Annotated in this window: 16 protein-coding genes; 8 read left to right on the top strand and 8 right to left on the bottom strand. The window is 62.9% G+C overall.

Annotated features, from left to right (window positions below):
• Positions 1-118 precede the first annotated feature (118 nt).
• The 4 genes from LVS58_RS05200 to rpoE all read right to left on the bottom strand — a co-directional run bounded on the left by LVS58_RS05200 (position 119) and on the right by rpoE (position 3,912).
• Positions 119-1,522 carry a DegQ family serine endoprotease gene (locus tag LVS58_RS05200; RefSeq protein ID WP_442796438.1) on the bottom strand — a complete coding sequence of 468 codons (1,404 nt, stop codon included), beginning with the start codon at positions 1,520-1,522 and terminating at the stop codon, positions 119-121.
• Between the two features lie 206 nt (positions 1,523-1,728).
• Positions 1,729-2,694: a MucB/RseB C-terminal domain-containing protein gene (locus LVS58_RS05205; RefSeq protein ID WP_233690154.1), complete on the bottom strand. Its 966-nt coding sequence runs from the start codon at positions 2,692-2,694 to the stop codon at positions 1,729-1,731.
• Between the two features lie 12 nt (positions 2,695-2,706).
• Positions 2,707-3,297, bottom strand: coding sequence for a sigma-E factor negative regulatory protein (locus LVS58_RS05210; protein WP_233690155.1), 591 nt, complete (start codon positions 3,295-3,297; stop codon positions 2,707-2,709).
• 33 nt (positions 3,298-3,330) lie between these two features.
• Positions 3,331-3,912: an RNA polymerase sigma factor RpoE gene (gene rpoE, locus LVS58_RS05215; protein WP_003252049.1), complete on the bottom strand. Its 582-nt coding sequence runs from the start codon at positions 3,910-3,912 to the stop codon at positions 3,331-3,333.
• A gap of 436 nt (positions 3,913-4,348) precedes the next feature.
• Here rpoE and nadB point away from each other — a divergent pair, with 436 nt between their 5' ends.
• A complete protein-coding gene (gene nadB / locus LVS58_RS05220) occupies positions 4,349-5,953 on the top strand; it encodes an L-aspartate oxidase (protein WP_233690156.1) in 1,605 nt (534 codons plus the stop codon).
• A gap of 106 nt (positions 5,954-6,059) precedes the next feature.
• On the opposite strand, the gene LVS58_RS05225 is transcribed toward nadB, so the two are convergent.
• Both LVS58_RS05225 and LVS58_RS05230 read right to left on the bottom strand, forming a co-directional pair.
• Positions 6,060-6,518: a protein YgfX gene (locus tag LVS58_RS05225; RefSeq protein WP_233690157.1), complete on the bottom strand. Its 459-nt coding sequence runs from the start codon at positions 6,516-6,518 to the stop codon at positions 6,060-6,062.
• Entirely contained in the window at positions 6,502-6,756 is a 255-nt protein-coding gene (locus tag LVS58_RS05230; protein WP_003252043.1) for an FAD assembly factor SdhE, read from the bottom strand. The genes LVS58_RS05225 and LVS58_RS05230 overlap by 17 nt, the downstream gene beginning before the upstream one ends.
• Positions 6,757-6,889: 133 nt before the next feature.
• On the opposite strand from LVS58_RS05230, the gene ygfZ reads away from it, so the two are divergent.
• The gene (gene ygfZ / locus LVS58_RS05235; protein WP_233690158.1) at positions 6,890-7,831 is read left to right on the top strand and encodes a CAF17-like 4Fe-4S cluster assembly/insertion protein YgfZ; all 942 of its coding nucleotides are present in this window, start codon (positions 6,890-6,892) and stop codon (positions 7,829-7,831) included.
• 55 nt (positions 7,832-7,886) lie between these two features.
• Positions 7,887-8,693: an HDOD domain-containing protein gene (locus tag LVS58_RS05240; RefSeq protein ID WP_161774364.1), complete on the top strand. Its 807-nt coding sequence runs from the start codon at positions 7,887-7,889 to the stop codon at positions 8,691-8,693.
• 65 nt (positions 8,694-8,758) lie between these two features.
• On the opposite strand, the gene LVS58_RS05245 is transcribed toward LVS58_RS05240, so the two are convergent.
• Both LVS58_RS05245 and LVS58_RS05250 read right to left on the bottom strand, forming a co-directional pair.
• Positions 8,759-10,138: a sensor histidine kinase gene (locus LVS58_RS05245; RefSeq protein ID WP_233690159.1), complete on the bottom strand. Its 1,380-nt coding sequence runs from the start codon at positions 10,136-10,138 to the stop codon at positions 8,759-8,761.
• Positions 10,131-10,802, bottom strand: a complete 672-nt coding sequence (locus LVS58_RS05250; protein WP_010952527.1) for a response regulator — start codon at positions 10,800-10,802, stop codon at positions 10,131-10,133. The genes LVS58_RS05245 and LVS58_RS05250 overlap by 8 nt, the downstream gene beginning before the upstream one ends.
• Positions 10,803-11,003: 201 nt before the next feature.
• Between LVS58_RS05250 and LVS58_RS05255 the strand changes: the two genes are divergently transcribed.
• The 5 genes from LVS58_RS05255 to LVS58_RS05275 all read left to right on the top strand — a co-directional run bounded on the left by LVS58_RS05255 (position 11,004) and on the right by LVS58_RS05275 (position 16,480).
• On the top strand, positions 11,004-12,293 hold the full coding sequence (locus tag LVS58_RS05255) for an OprD family porin (RefSeq protein ID WP_233690160.1): 1,290 nt from the start codon (positions 11,004-11,006) through the stop codon (positions 12,291-12,293).
• Between the two features lie 46 nt (positions 12,294-12,339).
• Entirely contained in the window at positions 12,340-13,320 is a 981-nt protein-coding gene (locus LVS58_RS05260) for a Bug family tripartite tricarboxylate transporter substrate binding protein (RefSeq protein ID WP_233690161.1), read from the top strand.
• A 137-nt stretch (positions 13,321-13,457) separates the two neighbouring features.
• Positions 13,458-13,916, top strand: a complete 459-nt coding sequence (locus LVS58_RS05265) for a tripartite tricarboxylate transporter TctB family protein (protein ID WP_233690162.1) — start codon at positions 13,458-13,460, stop codon at positions 13,914-13,916.
• Between the two features lies 1 nt (position 13,917).
• Positions 13,918-15,432, top strand: a complete 1,515-nt coding sequence (locus LVS58_RS05270; protein ID WP_233690163.1) for a tripartite tricarboxylate transporter permease — start codon at positions 13,918-13,920, stop codon at positions 15,430-15,432.
• Positions 15,425-16,480 carry an AbrB family transcriptional regulator gene (locus LVS58_RS05275; protein WP_233690164.1) on the top strand — a complete coding sequence of 352 codons (1,056 nt, stop codon included), beginning with the start codon at positions 15,425-15,427 and terminating at the stop codon, positions 16,478-16,480. The genes LVS58_RS05270 and LVS58_RS05275 overlap by 8 nt, the downstream gene beginning before the upstream one ends.
• Positions 16,481-16,565: the final 85 nt, after the last annotated feature.

Below are 16,565 nucleotides of genomic sequence, written 5' to 3' on the forward strand. Positions count from 1 at the left end.
TTAAGCTGCTGGGTTATGGGAGATTCCTCTGTCCGACTGTACACAGCAATCCTTCTGGCAATTGTGAAGATTCATGAAAAAGGGCAGCCGAAGCTGCCCTTTCGCCTTGCGAAACCGCTTATTCAGCAAGCTTGAAGGTGATGAAGCTGGCGCGGCCCTGACGCAGCACGCGCATCGATACAGAACGGTTCTTCGGCAGTTCCTTGGCGATTTCGGTGAATTCCTTCGCCGAACCGATGGCCTGGTTGTTCAGATGGCTGATGACATCACCCGGGCGCAAGCCGATCATGGCTGCCGGGCCATCCTGCACTTCCTTGATGACCACGCCACCTTTGAGCTCCAGGGACTTTTTCTGCTCGGCGGTCAGGTCGGCGACCGATACACCCAGGCGGTTGCTGCTACGCTCGACGCCCCCTTCGGCACCGGTGCCGATGTCGACATCGTCGTCCGGCAGTGCACCGACGCTGATGTCCAGGTTCTGGCGCTTGCCGTTGCGGATGATTTCCAGCCGGGCCTTCTCGCCATCCTTGAGGCTGCCAACCAGGTGCGGCAGATCGGCCGACATGACGATTGGCTGGCCGTTCATGCTGAGGATCACGTCGCCCACCTGCAGGCCGCCTTTGGCTGCCGGGCCGTTTTCCAGTACCTGGGCCACCAGGGCGCCCGCCGGCTTGTCCAGACCGAACGATTCAGCCAGGTCCTTGTTGACCTCCTGAATGACCACGCCCAGCCAGCCACGGCTGACCTTGCCGTCTTTCTTCAGCTGGTTGGAAACATCGATCGCCACATCGATCGGGATGGCGAACGACAGGCCCATGAAACCGCCAGAACGGGTGAAGATCTGCGAGTTGATACCCACCACTTCGCCTTTCATGTTGAACAGTGGGCCGCCGGAGTTACCCGGGTTGATGGCCACGTCGGTCTGGATGAACGGTACGTAGGTGTCATTGGGCAGGGTCCGGCCCTTGGCGCTGACGATACCTTTGGTCACCGAATGGTCGAAGCCGAACGGCGAACCGATGGCCAGAACCCACTCGCCCACCTTCAGCTTCTCGGAGTCGCCCAGCTTCACCGTTGGCAGGTTCTTGCCATCGACCTTCAGCAGCGCCACGTCAGTACGCGGGTCGGTACCAACCAGCTTGGCCTGCAGCTCGCTGCGGTCCGACAGGCGGACGATGATCTCGTCGGCATCGGCCACCACATGGTTATTGGTGAGCACGTAGCCATCACTGGAGATGATGAAACCCGAGCCCAGCGACTGCGCCTCGCGCTGGCGGTCGCCGCGCGGCGAGCGCGGCTGCTGGGGCATGTTGCGCTCGAAGAACTCGCGGAACATCGGCGGCAGGCCTTCCAGGTCCGGCATCTGGCCTGCGGCGATTCGGCGGTCAGGCAGCTTCTGCTTGGTACTGATGTTGACTACCGCCGGCGAAGCCTGCTCCACCAGGGTGGTGAAGTCCGGCAGGGCTTCCTCGGCCTGGGCAGTGAGGACTTGGCCGAGCATGAGCACAGCAGCAAACATCATTAGGTAGGATTTCAAGCGTGGTATTGACATACGACTCCCGTCACAACGAGCGGTAGTTTGGAAAGACCCCTGCACAAAGCAGAAAAGGCCAGGCTCTTCAAAGCCTGACCTATAGAAAATTTGCCGATGGATTGCAAATGACAATGCTTTAATTTCATTTCAGCCGTATACCCGCCCGCCTTGGCTCGGTACGCAAAAGCGCGCCATTATTGGCGCGCCTGGGCATCCTGAGGGCGCATCGACAGCGCGACGCGTTCTGCTGTACCCAGCGGAATTTCGCCAACCACGGTCACCATCACTTTGCCCCTAGGCGTATTCAGGCGACGCGAAACTGCCGAGGTCGGGCCTAACTGGGTGCGCATGTCGGTGCCGCCATCATCGCTCACTTTCTCGATGAATACCGAAAAACGCGCCAGGCCGTCGTCATACATCAAGCTGCTGACCGAACTGTTGCGCTTGGCATCCGGGCGCACTGCGCTGTTGACCAGTTCGAAACCGGGTGGCAGCCAGTCCGAACGCCAACCCGCGACGCTATCATTGCTGCCGGCCGCCACATGCTGCACCGGCTTGCAGGCAGCACCGGGACGCAGGTCTGCGTCGTTGGGGACATCATCGGTATCGAGACGGGTCATCTGGAAGCGTTCGAGCAACTGACCCTTGTCGTTGAGCATCAACGAACGCAGCGGCAAACCCGAACGACGGTCCAGATGCAGTTCGAATGCATAGCGATGCTGGTCGCGTGGCGTGAGCGTAATGATCACGGCATCGCGCCCGGCGACCCGTGACTTGCCTGCAACGCTCAAGTCGTACCAGCCCATCAGTTTCAGCGGATCAAGCACACGCGGTGCGGTATCCGGCGGCGCCGTGACACTGCTGGCCAAGGCCCCGCTGACGCACTCCACCCTGCCATCCACGCGCACGATTTCCTGGGCGGCGCCATCAAGCTGCAACAACCGCTCGCTGACCTTGCCGTCCTCGACCCTGTGCCAGATGTCGTGGGAGGAGAAACTGCCGTTGCGTTCGTAGACGAACGACCCTTGATAGCTCTGTTTTTGCTCGGCCTGTGCCAGCTTGTTCAGCCACTCACTCGCCTCAGGCGAAGAATTGGCCGCCAATGCTGGCACCGTCATGCAGCTGCCAATCAGCAGCGACAGGAGAGGTAGCGCGCGCATGATCCTCCTTACTTAACGGTTTTCCAGGCTGGCGGCGCGGGCATACGGCAATGCGGTTTCAGTGCCCTTGAGCGCAGATTCCTGGGCATGCTGGCGCAGGTAGCCTGGCAGGCTCTTGTCCCAGCCGGCCTGGTTCTGCAGCACGCCATTGGCCATCGGCCCGGTCGGTTGCTCACTGATCTCACTATAGCCTGCCAAAACGGCCGGGCCTTGCGCTTGTGGCACACTCAGGCCCTGCTGGACAGGCTGCTGGGCAGCAAGCTCAGCACCTGTGATTTCGTCCTGGTTGTACATGCGCACACCCGCCAACACCGCCACGGTAACCGAGGCGGCTACCGCCAGACGGCCAATGCTGCGCCATGGGCCTTTCTTGACCTTGGCGGGCACCGCTTCGTCGGCCAGCGCGGCGGACACCGCCGAGGCGATATCCAGGTTAGGCAGCAGCAGCTCCTTGTGCATGGCTGCACGGGCAACCTGGTAACGCGACCAGGTGGCACGTGTTTCGGCTTCGTCGACGGCGTTCAATACACGACGCAGTTCCAGTTCATCCGCTTCGTTATCCATCACCGCGGACAGCGATTCCTGCAAAGCTTCACGACTCATGGCGGTTCCTCTCTTGGCGCTGTCGCCGCTGTCTCAGGTTTCCTGCAACAACGGCTGCAGGGCTTTATCTATGGCCTCCCGAGCGCGGAAGATTCGAGAGCGCACGGTACCCACCGGACATTGCATGACACTGGCAATGTCTTCGTAACTCAGCCCGTCGAACTCGCGTAGCGTCAATGCCGTACGCAGGTCTTCGGGCAGTTGCTGGATGGTGCGATGGACAGTGCCTTCGATTTCATCCCGCAACAACGAGCGCTCTGGGGACTCGAGATCCTTGAGACCATGATCGCCGTCGTAAAACTCCGCATCCTCGGAGCTCACATCACTGTCTGGCGGCCGTCTTCCACGGGACACCAGGTAGTTCTTCGCCGTGTTGATGGCGATGCGGTACAGCCACGTATAAAACGCACTGTCGCCGCGGAAGTTGCCAAGCGCACGGTAGGCCTTGATGAAGGCTTCCTGTGCTACATCCTGGGCCTCGTGGGTATCGTGGACAAACCGCACGATCAACCCGAGAATCTTGTGCTGATACTTCAGCACCAACAGATCGAAAGCTCGCCTGTCGCCGCGCTGAACGCGCTCGACAAGCTGCTGATCCTCTTCCTGGGTTAGCATGAACACTCCTCAGTGAACTCGAAGGAGCGTTGCATCAGCCATCGCTCAGGCTTGCAAACATAGACTCGGGCTTTGCGCAAAAGTTCTCCCCTCCAAGCAAGTTTCCTGCAGCCCTTGGTCGGCTTGCACGGAAGACGCGGCGCGGTCACGGCCGGCTACGTCGATAATCAGGTTTCAAATACGCAGGGGTAAAGCCCGGAAAGGCCTGCCGCCCTGCGTCGCCGCGGCAAAGTGTGGCGTACGGGCAGCCTTCATAGGATTTCCGGCCATGTCGGAAAGTTCCCACAAAGGTCGTCGCAACCTGGCAAGTAGCATGGAAATTGGCCACCCGGGGCTGCTATAAAGGCATCCCGGTCACGTTTAACGATAGTTTCACAATGCCATCCGCGCGTGACCATTGTGCCGTGCCCCTCCTAAAGATTACTAGTGTCCCGACATGAGCCAACAATTCCAACATGATGTCCTGGTGATCGGCAGCGGTGCCGCCGGTCTCAGCCTGGCACTTAACCTCCCCAGCCACCTGCGCGTTGCCGTGTTGAGCAAGGGCGACCTGGCCAACGGCTCGACCTTCTGGGCCCAGGGCGGCGTCGCTGCAGTGCTGGACAACACCGATACTGTGCAGTCGCATGTCGAGGACACCCTCAATGCCGGCGGCGGGCTGTGCCATGAAGACGCGGTGCGCTTTACCGTCGAGCACAGCCGCGAAGCGATCCAGTGGCTGATCGAGCAAGGCGTGCCCTTCACCCGCGATGAGCACTACAGCGTCGACGATGGCGGCTTCGAGTTCCATCTCACCCGTGAAGGGGGCCACAGCCACCGGCGCATCATCCATGCCGCCGATGCTACCGGCGCGGCAATTTTTACCACGCTGCTGGAACAGGCTCGCCAGCGCCCGAACATCCAGCTGCTGGACCAACGGGTGGCGGTCGACCTGATCACTGAGCGCCGCCTGGGCCTGCCCGGCGAACGTTGCCTGGGCGCCTATGTGCTCAACCGCAACACCGGCGAGGTAGACACGTTCGGCGCGCGCTTCACCGTGCTGGCCACGGGCGGTGCAGCCAAGGTCTACCTCTATACCAGCAACCCCGATGGTGCCTGCGGCGACGGTATCGCCATGGCCTGGCGGGCCGGCTGCCGGGTGGCGAACCTGGAATTCAACCAGTTCCACCCCACCTGCCTGTATCACCCGCAGGCCAAGAGCTTCCTGATCACCGAAGCCCTGCGCGGCGAGGGCGCCCTGCTGCGCCTGCCCAACGGCGAACGCTTCATGCCACGCTTCGACCCACGCGAAGAGCTGGCCCCACGGGACATCGTGGCCCGCGCCATCGACCACGAGATGAAGCGCCTGGGCGTGGACTGCGTATACCTGGACATCACTCACAAGCCTGCAGACTTCATCAAGAGCCACTTCCCCACCGTGTACGAGCGCTGCCTGGCTTTTGGCATCGATATCACCCGCCAGCCGATCCCGGTGGTACCTGCGGCGCATTACACCTGCGGCGGGGTGATGGTCGACGACTGCGGCCACACCGATGTGCCCGGCTTGTATGCCATCGGCGAAACCAGTTTCACCGGCCTGCACGGCGCCAACCGCATGGCCAGCAACTCGCTGCTGGAATGTTTTGTGTACGGTCGCGCCGCCGCTGCCGACATCCAGGCGCACCTGGGGCAGGTGGCCATGCCCAAGGCCCTGCCCGGCTGGGACGCCAGCCAGGTGACCGACTCGGACGAGGACGTGATCATTGCGCACAACTGGGACGAACTGCGGCGCTTCATGTGGGACTACGTCGGCATCGTGCGCACCAGCAAGCGCCTGCAGCGGGCCCAGCACCGCATTCGCCTGCTGCTGGATGAAATCGACGAGTTCTACAGCAACTACAAGGTCAGCCGTGACCTGATCGAGCTGCGCAACCTGGCGCAAGTGGCCGAGCTGATGATCCTGTCCGCCATGCAGCGCAAGGAAAGCCGTGGGTTGCATTACACACTGGATTATCCAGGGATGCTGGACGAGGCCAAGGACACCATCCTTAGCCCGCTCTGAAAACGGCGTTGCGGCGTTCGCGAGCTCGCCCGGCCCCACAAGCTGCGAGGCAGTTGAACCGCTGTGGGAACGGGCGAGCCCGCGAAGAAACTGACCCGGTCCCGATCTATGCCCGGCTCACCGCGGCCCAGCGCCGACGGCTGAACTTCAATCGCACGCGCAATCGCCGATGCTCATCCGGCCCCAGCGCATCCGGGGGAAGGCACTGGCTCTGCCCTACCCACCGCCCTGCCCGCTCAAAACGCAACACCACGATCCACGGCAAAGCCACGCTGTCTCGACACAACTTCACCGGCTGCCACCCACAGGCACGGCTGAACACCTGCCAGCCCCGCACATCACGGCGCAGGCCGACTACAGCATGCTCATGGGTCAACAGAATACGTCGGGGAATGGCCCAGCCAGCGTGGACCATACAGGCGGCGACAACGGAAAAGGCCAGCCACCCGGGTAGCGGGCTCGCCCACACGGCAAGCCACGCCAGCACCTGACAAGCCAGGTAGGCCGCCAGCAGCAGGCGCGAGCCTTGCCAACGGCACTCGAAACACTCACTTGGGCTGGACACGGTCCAGAATGATGCGGACCATACGCTGCAGTTCCGGGTCTTCGGACTCGGTGCGCTCCATGAACCAGCCGAACATGTCCTGATCCTCGCAGCTCAGGAGACGCACGTACAGTTCACGGTCGGTCTCATTGAGGGTGGGGTAGACTTCCTGGGTGAAAGGCACCAGCAGTACGTCCAGTTCCAGCATGCCGCGGCGGCTGTGCCAGAAAAGCCGGTTGAGTTCAGTTTGTTCGACCATGGGGCCCTCCTCGAATGGGCCGCCAGTATACAGCCCGGCGCGCGAAGCGACACCGGGCGTTGGTCTAGTCACCTACCTATTTTGTTACCGGCGTTCTATGATGGCCGCCAGTCTTTAGCCACCGCGATGACCCATGGCCGATTCCGCTTTCTTCTGCCCCCTGTCCCACGAGGGCATCCTCGCCGTCCGCGGCTCCGATGCAGGCAAGTTCCTGCAAGGCCAGCTGACCTGCAACATCAACTACCTCAGCCAGGAACACGCCAGTCTCGGCGCCCGCTGCATGGTCAAGGGGCGCATGCAATCGAGCTTCCGCATAGTGCCCGAGGGCAACGGCTACTTGCTGGCCATGGCCAGCGAACTGCTCGACGCGCAACTGGCCGACCTGAAAAAGTACGCCGTGTTCTCCAAGGCCACGCTGACCGACGAAAGCACCGCATGGGCCCGCTTCGGCCTGCAAGATGGCGACACTGCACTGCAGGCGCTGGGGCTTGTCGTGCCGGCAGCCGCCGGTAGCACCGTGCGCCATGACGGGCTGATCGCGATCGCCGTGTCCGCCGGCCGGGTTGAGCTGTGGGTGCCGTCGGCTGACGCCGAGCCTGTACGCCAAGCCCTTGCCGCTGCGCTACCCGAGGGCTCCCTCAACGACTGGTTGCTGGGCCAGATTCGCGCAGGTATCGGCCAGGTCATGGGCCCGACCCGTGAACTGTTCATCCCGCAGATGATCAACCTGCAGGCCGTCGACGGCGTCAGTTTCAAGAAAGGCTGCTACACCGGCCAGGAAATCGTCGCTCGCATGCAGTACCTGGGCAAACTCAAGCGCCGCCAGTACCGGCTGGCCCTGGACCAGCAGGCCATTCCGGCCCCGGGCGCCGAGATCTTCTCGCCCACCCACGGGTCGTCGGTCGGTGAAGTGGTCATCGCAGCCGGCAACGGCGCCGGTTGCGAACTGCTCGCAGTGCTCAGCGCCGAGGCGGTGGAAGACGGCAACCTGCACCTGGGCAGCCTCGAAGGCCCGCGCCTGCAGGTGCTGACACTGCCTTACGAATTGGACCGCGACCGGGAAATCCAGCGCTGACCAGCCTGCCCCACCCCTGTGGCGGGGCCGCACCACCATTGCGGTAGACATGCCCATGAACAAGCTGGCCGAGTTGGTTCAAGCACAATTGCTCGACGCCATCGAAAAGGATGACCTGGTCCTGCCAACCCTGCCCGAGGTTGCCTTGAGCATCCGCGAAGCAGCAGAAGACAGCGAGATCAGCGTAGCGGCCCTGAGCAAGGTGATCGGCCGCGACGCGGCCCTTTCAGCGCGCCTGATCAAGGTCGTCAACAGCCCACTGTTGCGTGCTGCGGTCGAGGTTACCGACCTGCATACCGCCATCACGCGGCTAGGCATCAACTACAGCTGCAACCTGGCCATCGGCCTGGTGATCGAGCAGATTTTCCATGCCCGCTCGCCGGCAGTCGAGCAGAAACTGCGTGATATCTGGGCCAGTAGCCTGGAAGTGGCAGGCATCAGCTACGAAATCTGCCGCCGCTTTACACCTCTCAAGCCTGACCAGGCCACCTTGGGTGGGCTGGTCAACCAGATTGGCGCGCTGCCGGTACTCATCTATGCCGAAGAGCACAACGAACTGCTGTCCGACCCGGTTTGCCTGCATTACGTGATCGAGCAACTCCAGCCGGTGCTGGGGGACAAGATCCTCAAGGCCTGGGAGTTTCCGGAGCAATTGGTCAACCTGCCGAGCCAGGTTCATGACCTGGACCGCCAGACTGACAAGATTGATTACATCGACATCGTGCAGATCGCCCGCTGCATCAGTCAGCGCGGGCGCCACCGGCCATTGGCTGCGCTGCCGGCTTACCGCCATCTGGGCCTGCCGTTTGGCACCGAGCTGGAGGTCGACGAGCTGCTAGAAGCACGGAGCATGTTGCGTTGAGCCGTAGCAGCCTGCCATGGCCCTTTCGCCGGTAAACCCGCGAAAGGGTCGACGCAGGCAAACCATCAATCCGCAATAAAACTCACCCGCACCCGCAACCCGCCCTTCTCGCCATCATGCAGGCTCACCTGCGCCAGGTGCGCCCGGCAGATCTCGCCAACGATCGCCAGCCCTAAGCCACTGCCCTGCGCACTTCGCCGGTAGAACCGCTCGAACACCCGCTCGCGCTCGGCCTCGGGAATACCTGGCCCGTCGTCTTCCACTTCCAGCACAGCCGGCGCCATTACCCGCAAAATCACATTGCCACCCGCTGGCGTATGCGCCAAGGCATTGTCCACCAGGTTGCTCAACAACTCATTGAGCAACGTCGGCTCCCCCTTCAGCCACACCGGCGCCTCGGCCTCCAGCGCCAGCGCGACCCCACGCTTGTGCGCTAAAGGCGCCATGGCCATGCCCAGCTCGCGGGCCAGCTGGCTCAAGTCCAGACGCTGCGCACCGCCTTCGGCAATCGCCCGTGCGCCATTCTCGACCCGCGCCAGCGACAATAGCTGGTTGGCCAGGTGGGTCAGCCTGTCGGTGCCCTGAGCTGCGGACTCCAAGGTCTGGCGCCACTCCTGCGGCTCGGCCGAGCGCAAGCCCAGTTCGACACGTGCCTTCAACGCCGCCAGCGGCGTTCGCAGTTCGTGGGCCGCGTCGGCAATGAACTGCGCCTGGCGCTCGAACTGGCCGCGCAAGCGCTCGGTAAAGTGGTTCAAGGCGCGCACCAGCGGGCCCAGCTCACGCTGGACCTGTACCACCGGCAATGCTCGCAAGTCGTCTGGCTGGCGTTCTTCCACCGCTGTGCGCAGGCGCTCCAACGGCCGCAACGCGGCACTCACGGCAAACCACACCATCACCAACGCCCCCAGTGCCAGCATGCCCAGGCGCAGCAGGGTATCGGCCATCAACCCTCGGGCCATACGCACCCGCGCTTCCTCGGTTTCGGCTACGCGGATTTCTGCCATGCCGTTCATGTTCGGCTCGCTTACCGGTTTCAGCAGGCTGACCACACGAACGTCCTGGCCAAGGTAGGTGGCGTTGTAGAACCGTGCCAATGCCGGATAGTCATCGGTGCGCGGCGTGCCAGGCGGCGGTGGCGGCAGGCTCTCGTAGCCAGAAATCAGCCTTTGCTTGATATCCAGCACCTGATAGTAAATGCGCCCCGCACTGTCATAGGCGAACGTGTCCAGCGCCACGTAGGGCACATCCGCGCTCAACGAACCATCGCGCTGCGACAGGCCAGCGGCGATGGTCCTCGCCGAAGCCAGCAGGGTGCGGTCGTAGGCGGTGTCGGCGGCCTCGCGGCCATTCCAGTAGGCACTAAGGCCGCTGGCCAGCATCAGCACCACCAGCAACAGCGCCAAATTACCCAGTAAGCGCCCGCGCAGGCTGCCGTTGTCACGCATCGCGGTGCTCAAGCAAATAACCCAGGCCACGGAAAGTGACGATGGCTACGGGGTGCCCGTCGAGCTTCTTGCGCAGGCGGTGAATGTAGATTTCGATGGCATCTGGGCTGGCTTCTTCGTCCAGGCCAAACACCTGCGCAGCCAGCTGCTCCTTGCTCATCACCCGGCCCGGGCGAGCGATCAGCGCTTCGAGCACGCTCTGCTCGCGTGAGGTCAGCGTCAGGTTGTCATCACCGAGGGTGAAGCGCCGGGTGTCCAGGTCATACACCAACGGCCCACACCGTTGCTGGCGCTCGCCACCGAGCACACTGCGGCGCAGCAAGGCCTTGACCCGCGCTTCCAGCTCGGTCAGCTCAAACGGCTTGGCCAGATAATCGTCGGCGCCCAGGTTCAGGCCATGGACCCGGTCCTTGACGTCGCTGCGCGCAGTCAGCATCAGCACTGGCAAGGTTTTGCCACGGCCTCGCAAGCGCGCCAGTACCTCAAAGCCGTCCATGCGCGGCAGGCCGACATCCAGCACGGCCACGGCGTATTCCTCACTGGCCAGCGCCAGGTCGGCAGCCACGCCGTCATGCAGCACATCTACGGTCAGGCCATGGCTTTTCAAGGCCAGGGCCACGCTTTCGGCCAGTTGCAGGTGGTCTTCGACCAGTAGCACACGCATCGGATTCTCCCCGGCTCGGGTGGGACGGTGGCGCGGAGTGTACCGCTGTCACCACGCCTGTGAAGCCCCTCGTGACAAACCTTTCTCGCTGAAAGGTTAGCGAAAGGTTCGTTGCCTAGCATCGCACCACGGTCGCCCTTCGCGCCGAGAAAAGCACCAGCAAGGTGCAACGAATAAGAACAATAAACGGAGTCATCGACGATGCTGTCATTGCAGCCGCAGGCGTTCGCGCCTACCCGTTCCTTTGCCGCACGCCCCTCAGCCATCGCCAGCGCCCTCGCGCTTGCCGGTGTCGCCCCGATGAGCCAGGCCGCCTTCTTCGAAGACAGCACGGCCACCTTCGAAACCCGCAACATGTACTTCAACCGCGACTTCCGCGACGGCACCAGCGCGCAGCAATCCAAGCGCGATGAATGGGCCCAGGGCTTCATCCTCAATTTCGAGTCCGGCTACACCGATGGCACCGTGGGCTTTGGCCTGGACGCATTGGGCATGCTCGGCATCAAGCTCGACTCCAGCCCTGACCGCACCGACAGCGGCCTGTTGCCGACCCACGATGACGGTAAGGCTGCTGACGAATACTCCAAGCTCGGCCTGACCGGCAAGGTGAAGATCTCCCAGACTGAACTCAAGATCGGCACCCTGATTCCCGAGCTGCCGACCCTGCAGCCCAACGACGGGCGTATCCTGCCGCAAACCTTCGAGGGCGGCCTGCTCACCTCCAAGGAGATCAAGGGCCTGACCTTCACCGGTGGCCGTTTGGACAAGGCCAAGGACCGCAACGACACCAACTGGGAAGACCTGGCGCTGAACAACAAGAACGGCCGCTTCGGTGGCACCTTCAGCGCTGACAACCTGGCCCTGGGCGGGCTCGACTACCAGTTCACCGACCGCATCACCGGCAGCTACCACTTCGCCCAGCTCGACGATATTTACCGCCAGCACTTCATCGGCATGGTCGCCACCCAGCCATGGGGCCCGGGCACCTTGGGTGCCGACCTGCGCCTTGCCATCAGCGACGACGCCGGTGCAGCCAAGGCCGGCAACATCGACAACACCACCGTCAACGGCATGCTCAGCTACGCCCTGGGCGGGCACAAGGTCAGCGCCGCCTGGCAGCAGCTGTCTGGCGAAAGTGCCTTCCCGTATGTGGATGGGGCCGACCCGTACCTGGTCAACTTCGTCCAGATCAACGACTTCGCCGGTGCCGACGAACGCTCCTGGCAGGCGCGCTACGACTACAACTTCGCCGCGCTCGGTGTACCGGGCCTGACCTTCATGACCCGTTACATCAGCGGTGACAACGTCAGCCGCGCTGCCGGTGGCGAGGGCAAGGAGTGGGAACGCAACACCGAACTGAAGTACGTGGTACAAGGCGGCCCGTTGAAGAACGTCGCCGTGCGCCTGCGCAACGCCACCTTCCGCTCCAACTTCGCCCGTGACGCGGATGAAGTGAGGCTGTTGGTCAGCTACAGCGTGGCGCTGTGGTAACCCCCTAGCGGTAATCCAATAACAACAATGCTCACGGAGATCGACGATGACCTTTTCACTGCGCCGCCTCGTCCTCGCTACCGGCTGCCTGCTGTTGGCCGGCAACGCCCTCGCTGCAGAACCGAAACGCCCTGAATGCATTGCCCCCGCCTCCCCTGGCGGCGGCTTCGACCTGACCTGCAAGCTGGTGCAAAGCGCACTGGTACAGGAAAAAATCCTCAGCAAACCGATGCGCGTCACCTACATGCCCGGCGGTGTCGGCGCGGTCGCCTACAACGCCGTGGTCGCCCAGCGCCCGGCAGACGCCGGCACGCTGGTGGCCTGGTCCAGCGGCTCACTGCTTAATCTGGCTCAGGGCAAATTCGGCCGCTTCGACGAAAACGCAGTGAAATGGCTGGCTGCCGTCGGCACCAGCTACGGTGCCATCGCGGTGAAGAGCGACTCACCCTACAAGACCCTTGATGACCTGGTCGCGGCGCTGAAGAAAGACCCGAGCAAGGTCGTGATCGGTTCCGGCGGTACCGTCGGCAGCCAGGACTGGATGCAGACTGCGTTGATTGCCAAGGCCGCTGGCATAAACCCGCGCGACCTGCGCTACGTGGCCCTGGAGGGCGGTGGCGAAATCGCCACGGCGTTGTTGGGCGGCCACATCCAGGTCGGCTCTACCGATATTTCCGACTCCATGCCGCACATCCAGAGCGGCAACATGCGCATCCTCGCGGTGTTCTCTGAAAACCGCCTGGACGAGCCGGAAATGAAAGACATCCCTACTGCCAAGGAGCAGGGCTACGACATCGTCTGGCCGGTGGTGCGTGGCTTCTACCTGGGGCCAAAAGTGAGCGACGAGGACTACGCCTGGTGGAAGACCTCGTTCGACAAGATGCTGGCCTCCGAGGACTTCGCCAAGCTGCGAGACCAGCGCGAGCTGTTCCCGTTCGCCATGACCGGCGAAGAGCTGGACGGCTATGTGAAGAAGCAAGTGGCTGACTACAAGGCACTGGCCAGGGAATTCGGCCTGATCCAGTAAGCCTGTCGGACTCACCACTACCCCTTGTGAGAGCGGCCTTGTGTCGCGATGGGCCGCACAGCGGCCCCTGGCACAGCCGCAAGGCTGCTCCCACAGGATTTGCATCTCACTTGAGCAATCCCAACGAGGATTCCCCAATGATCCTGCAACGCATTTTCGCCCTGGCCCTGCTGGCGGTGTGTGCTGCCCTGGCCGTGATGGCCTGGCCCTACCACGCTGCATTTTCCTATGAACCGGTGGGCCCGCGCGCTTACCCGCTGTTGGTGCTCGGCCTGATGGGGCTGGGCCTGCTGTACCTGGCGTTCCGCCCAACGCCGATCCTGCGCAAGGATGACGAACCGGAACTGGATCGCGAGACCCTGATGAAGATCAGCGCCTGTGTCGGCCTGCTGATCGTCTTCGCCGCCACGTTCGAAGCGCTCGGCTTCATCCTCAGCGCCATCCTGGTCGGCTTGCCCATGGCTCGGCTGTACGGTGGCCGCTGGCTGCACAGCGCCATTGTGGTGGCCGGCATGAGCATTTTCCTCTACTGGCTGTTCGACCGCGTGATGGACGTGCCCCTGCCCCTTGGCCTGCTGAGCGTACTGGAGAACTGACATGGATACCTTGAGCTACCTGGGCCAGGGCTTCGGCGTTGCCTTGTCCCCTTACAACCTGGTCACCGCCCTCTCGGGCACCTTGATCGGCACCGTGGTCGGCCTGCTGCCGGGCCTGGGCCCGATCAACGGCGTGGCCCTGCTGATCCCCATCGCCTTTGCCCTCGGCTTGCCGCCGGAATCGGCGCTGATTCTGCTGGCCGCGGTGTACCTGGGCTGCGAATATGGCGGGCGTATCAGCTCGATCCTGCTGAACATTCCGGGCGAAGCCTCGACCGTCATGACCACCCTCGATGGTTACCCGATGGCCCGCCAGGGCCTGGCCGGTGTTGCCCTGTCGCTGTCGGCCTGGAGTTCGTTCATCGGCGCCTTCATCGCCACCTGCGGCATGGTGTTGTTCGCACCGCTGCTGGCCAAATGGGCCATCGCCTTCGGCCCGGCGGAGTACTTTGTGCTGATGGTGTTCGCCATCGTCGCGCTGGGTGGCATGGCCGGTGACAAACCACTGAAAACCTTCATTGCAGCACTCATCGGCCTGTTCCTGTCGGCGGTCGGCATCGACGCCAACAGCGGCGTGTACCGCTTCACCGGTGACAGCGTGCACCTGGCCGACGGTATTCAGTTCGTGGTGCTCGTGCTGGGCCTGTTCTCCGTCAGCGAAATCCTCCTGCTGCTGGAAAAGACCCACCATGGCCACCAGGCGGTCAAGGCTACCGGGCGCATGCTGTTCAACTTCAAGGAAGCGGCCTCGGTGTTCCTGGTCAACATCCGGTGCGGCCTGCTCGGTTTCATCATGGGTGTGCTACCCGGCGCCGGCGCAACGCTGGCCAGCGCCGTGGCCTACATGACCGAGAAACGCATGGCCGGGGAAAGCGGCAAGTTCGGCAAAGGCGATGCCCGTGGCCTGGCAGCGCCGGAAACTGCCATTGGTGCATCCTGCTGTGGCGCCCTGGTGCCGATGCTGACACTGGGCGTACCGGGCTCTGGCACCACGGCCGTGATGATCGGCGCCCTGACCCTGTACAACATCACCCCTGGCCCACTGCTGTTCGAACAGCAGCCAGATATCGTCTGGGGCCTGATCGCCTCGCTGTTCGTCGCCAACATCATGCTGGTGATCCTCAACATCCCGATGATCCGCATCTTCACCCGCATCCTCGCCGTGCCAAACTGGGCGCTGGTACCTGTGATCGCCATCATCACCGCGATCGGTGTGTACGCCGTGCATGCCACTACCTTCGACCTGTTCCTCATGGTCGGTATCGGCATCATGGGCTACATCCTGCGCAAGCTGGACTTCCCTCTATCGCCGATTCTGCTGGGCTTCATCCTCGGCGGGCTGATGGAGCAGAACCTGCGTCGTGCGCTGTCGATCTCCAACGGTGAACTGGGCATCCTCTGGTCCAGCCCGATCAGCATGGGTGTCTGGGCGCTGGTAGTGCTGATGCTTGCCCTGCCGCTGCTGCGCATCTGGCGCAAACGCAGCCTGCAGCGCCGGGCCCTGGCCGATGCCTGATCGGTCGTTGCCATTGTTCGTCGCGACCGGGCTGGTCGGCCTTGCTGGCGGTTTTGCCGCCAGCAAGGTCGGCTGGCCTTTGCCATGGATGGTCGGTTCACTGCTGACGATCATCCTGGTGCGCTGCCTGACACCCTGGCAGCTGTCGGAAATTCCCAATGGCCGCAAGTGCGGGCAGTGGATCATCGGCATCGGTATTGGCCTGCACTTCACCCCAGCAGTGATCGAGCAGGTGGCCAGCCATTTCGCGCTGATCTTCTTCGGTGCGTTGTTCACCACCTTGTCCAGTGTGATCAGCGTATGGCTGCTGCGGCGAACCGGCGAAGACCGCGCCACTGCGTTCTTCGCCAGCATGCCAGGCGGTTCGGGAGAGATGGTCAACCTTGGGGCGCGCAATGGCGCAGTGCTCAGCCAGGTGGCGGCAGCGCAGAGCTTGCGTGTGCTGGCAGTGGTGCTGTGCGTGCCGGCGCTGTTCAAGTTTCTGCTGGGTGACGGGGTACCACTGAACCACACCGGTAGCGTGAGCTGGGGCTGGCTGGCACTGATTGCGCCCTTGGGCGTTGGCGTTGCCCTGCTCTGGCAGCGCTTGCGCCAGCCCAACCCATGGCTGTTCGGGCCATTGCTGGTCGCGGCCACGGTCAGCCTGGCCGGCAACCTGCAGATCGCCCTGCCCAACGGCGCCAGCCAGATCGGCCAGTGGCTCATCGGCAGCGGCCTGGCCTGCCACTTCAACCGCGCGTTCTTCCGCCGCGCACCGTCGTTCCTGGGGCGCACCTTGATGGCCACGGCTTTGTGCATGGCAATTGCCGCCAGTGCCGCGTGGGTGCTGAGCATGATGACTGCACTGGACTTGCGTTCGCTGACACTGGGGATGATGCCTGGCGGGATCGCCGAAATGAGCCTCACGGCCGAAACGTTGCAGTTGTCAGTGCCACTGGTGACGGCGCTGCAGGTGATGCGCCTGATCCTGGTGTTGTTTCTTGCAGAACCGCTTTTCCGGTTGTGGGACAACAGGTCTTCAAGCTGCAAGCCCCCTGAAGATAGATAATTACCACTTGCCCAATGCCTGGGTGAATAAAGTCGGATTGCTGCCCTGATCGCCAGCAAACCCACCCTTCCCGGCATTCAAGAGG

The sequence above is a fragment of the Pseudomonas sp. JR33AA genome (assembly GCF_021378985.1).
Classification (GTDB): Bacteria; Pseudomonadota; Gammaproteobacteria; order Pseudomonadales; family Pseudomonadaceae; genus Aquipseudomonas; species Aquipseudomonas alloputida.

What these genes read in the sequence shown, in the direction of transcription:
- LVS58_RS05200 (WP_442796438.1), bottom strand. Translation starts at nt 1,522, where the DNA reads ATGATGTTTGCTGCTGTGCTCATGCTCGGCCAAGTCCTCACTGCCCAG.
- LVS58_RS05205 (WP_233690154.1), bottom strand. Translation starts at nt 2,694, where the DNA reads ATGCGCGCGCTACCTCTCCTGTCGCTGCTGATTGGCAGCTGCATGACG.
- LVS58_RS05210 (WP_233690155.1), bottom strand. Translation starts at nt 3,297, where the DNA reads ATGAGTCGTGAAGCTTTGCAGGAATCGCTGTCCGCGGTGATGGATAAC.
- rpoE (WP_003252049.1), bottom strand. Translation starts at nt 3,912, where the DNA reads ATGCTAACCCAGGAAGAGGATCAGCAGCTTGTCGAGCGCGTTCAGCGC.
- nadB (WP_233690156.1), top strand. Translation starts at nt 4,349, where the DNA reads ATGAGCCAACAATTCCAACATGATGTCCTGGTGATCGGCAGCGGTGCC.
- LVS58_RS05230 (WP_003252043.1), bottom strand. Translation starts at nt 6,756, where the DNA reads ATGGTCGAACAAACTGAACTCAACCGGCTTTTCTGGCACAGCCGCCGC.
- ygfZ (WP_233690158.1), top strand. Translation starts at nt 6,890, where the DNA reads ATGGCCGATTCCGCTTTCTTCTGCCCCCTGTCCCACGAGGGCATCCTC.
- LVS58_RS05240 (WP_161774364.1), top strand. Translation starts at nt 7,887, where the DNA reads ATGAACAAGCTGGCCGAGTTGGTTCAAGCACAATTGCTCGACGCCATC.
- LVS58_RS05245 (WP_233690159.1), bottom strand. Translation starts at nt 10,138, where the DNA reads ATGCGTGACAACGGCAGCCTGCGCGGGCGCTTACTGGGTAATTTGGCG.
- LVS58_RS05250 (WP_010952527.1), bottom strand. Translation starts at nt 10,802, where the DNA reads ATGCGTGTGCTACTGGTCGAAGACCACCTGCAACTGGCCGAAAGCGTG.
- LVS58_RS05255 (WP_233690160.1), top strand. Translation starts at nt 11,004, where the DNA reads ATGCTGTCATTGCAGCCGCAGGCGTTCGCGCCTACCCGTTCCTTTGCC.
- LVS58_RS05260 (WP_233690161.1), top strand. Translation starts at nt 12,340, where the DNA reads ATGACCTTTTCACTGCGCCGCCTCGTCCTCGCTACCGGCTGCCTGCTG.
- LVS58_RS05265 (WP_233690162.1), top strand. Translation starts at nt 13,458, where the DNA reads ATGATCCTGCAACGCATTTTCGCCCTGGCCCTGCTGGCGGTGTGTGCT.
- LVS58_RS05270 (WP_233690163.1), top strand. Translation starts at nt 13,918, where the DNA reads ATGGATACCTTGAGCTACCTGGGCCAGGGCTTCGGCGTTGCCTTGTCC.
- LVS58_RS05275 (WP_233690164.1), top strand. Translation starts at nt 15,425, where the DNA reads ATGCCTGATCGGTCGTTGCCATTGTTCGTCGCGACCGGGCTGGTCGGC.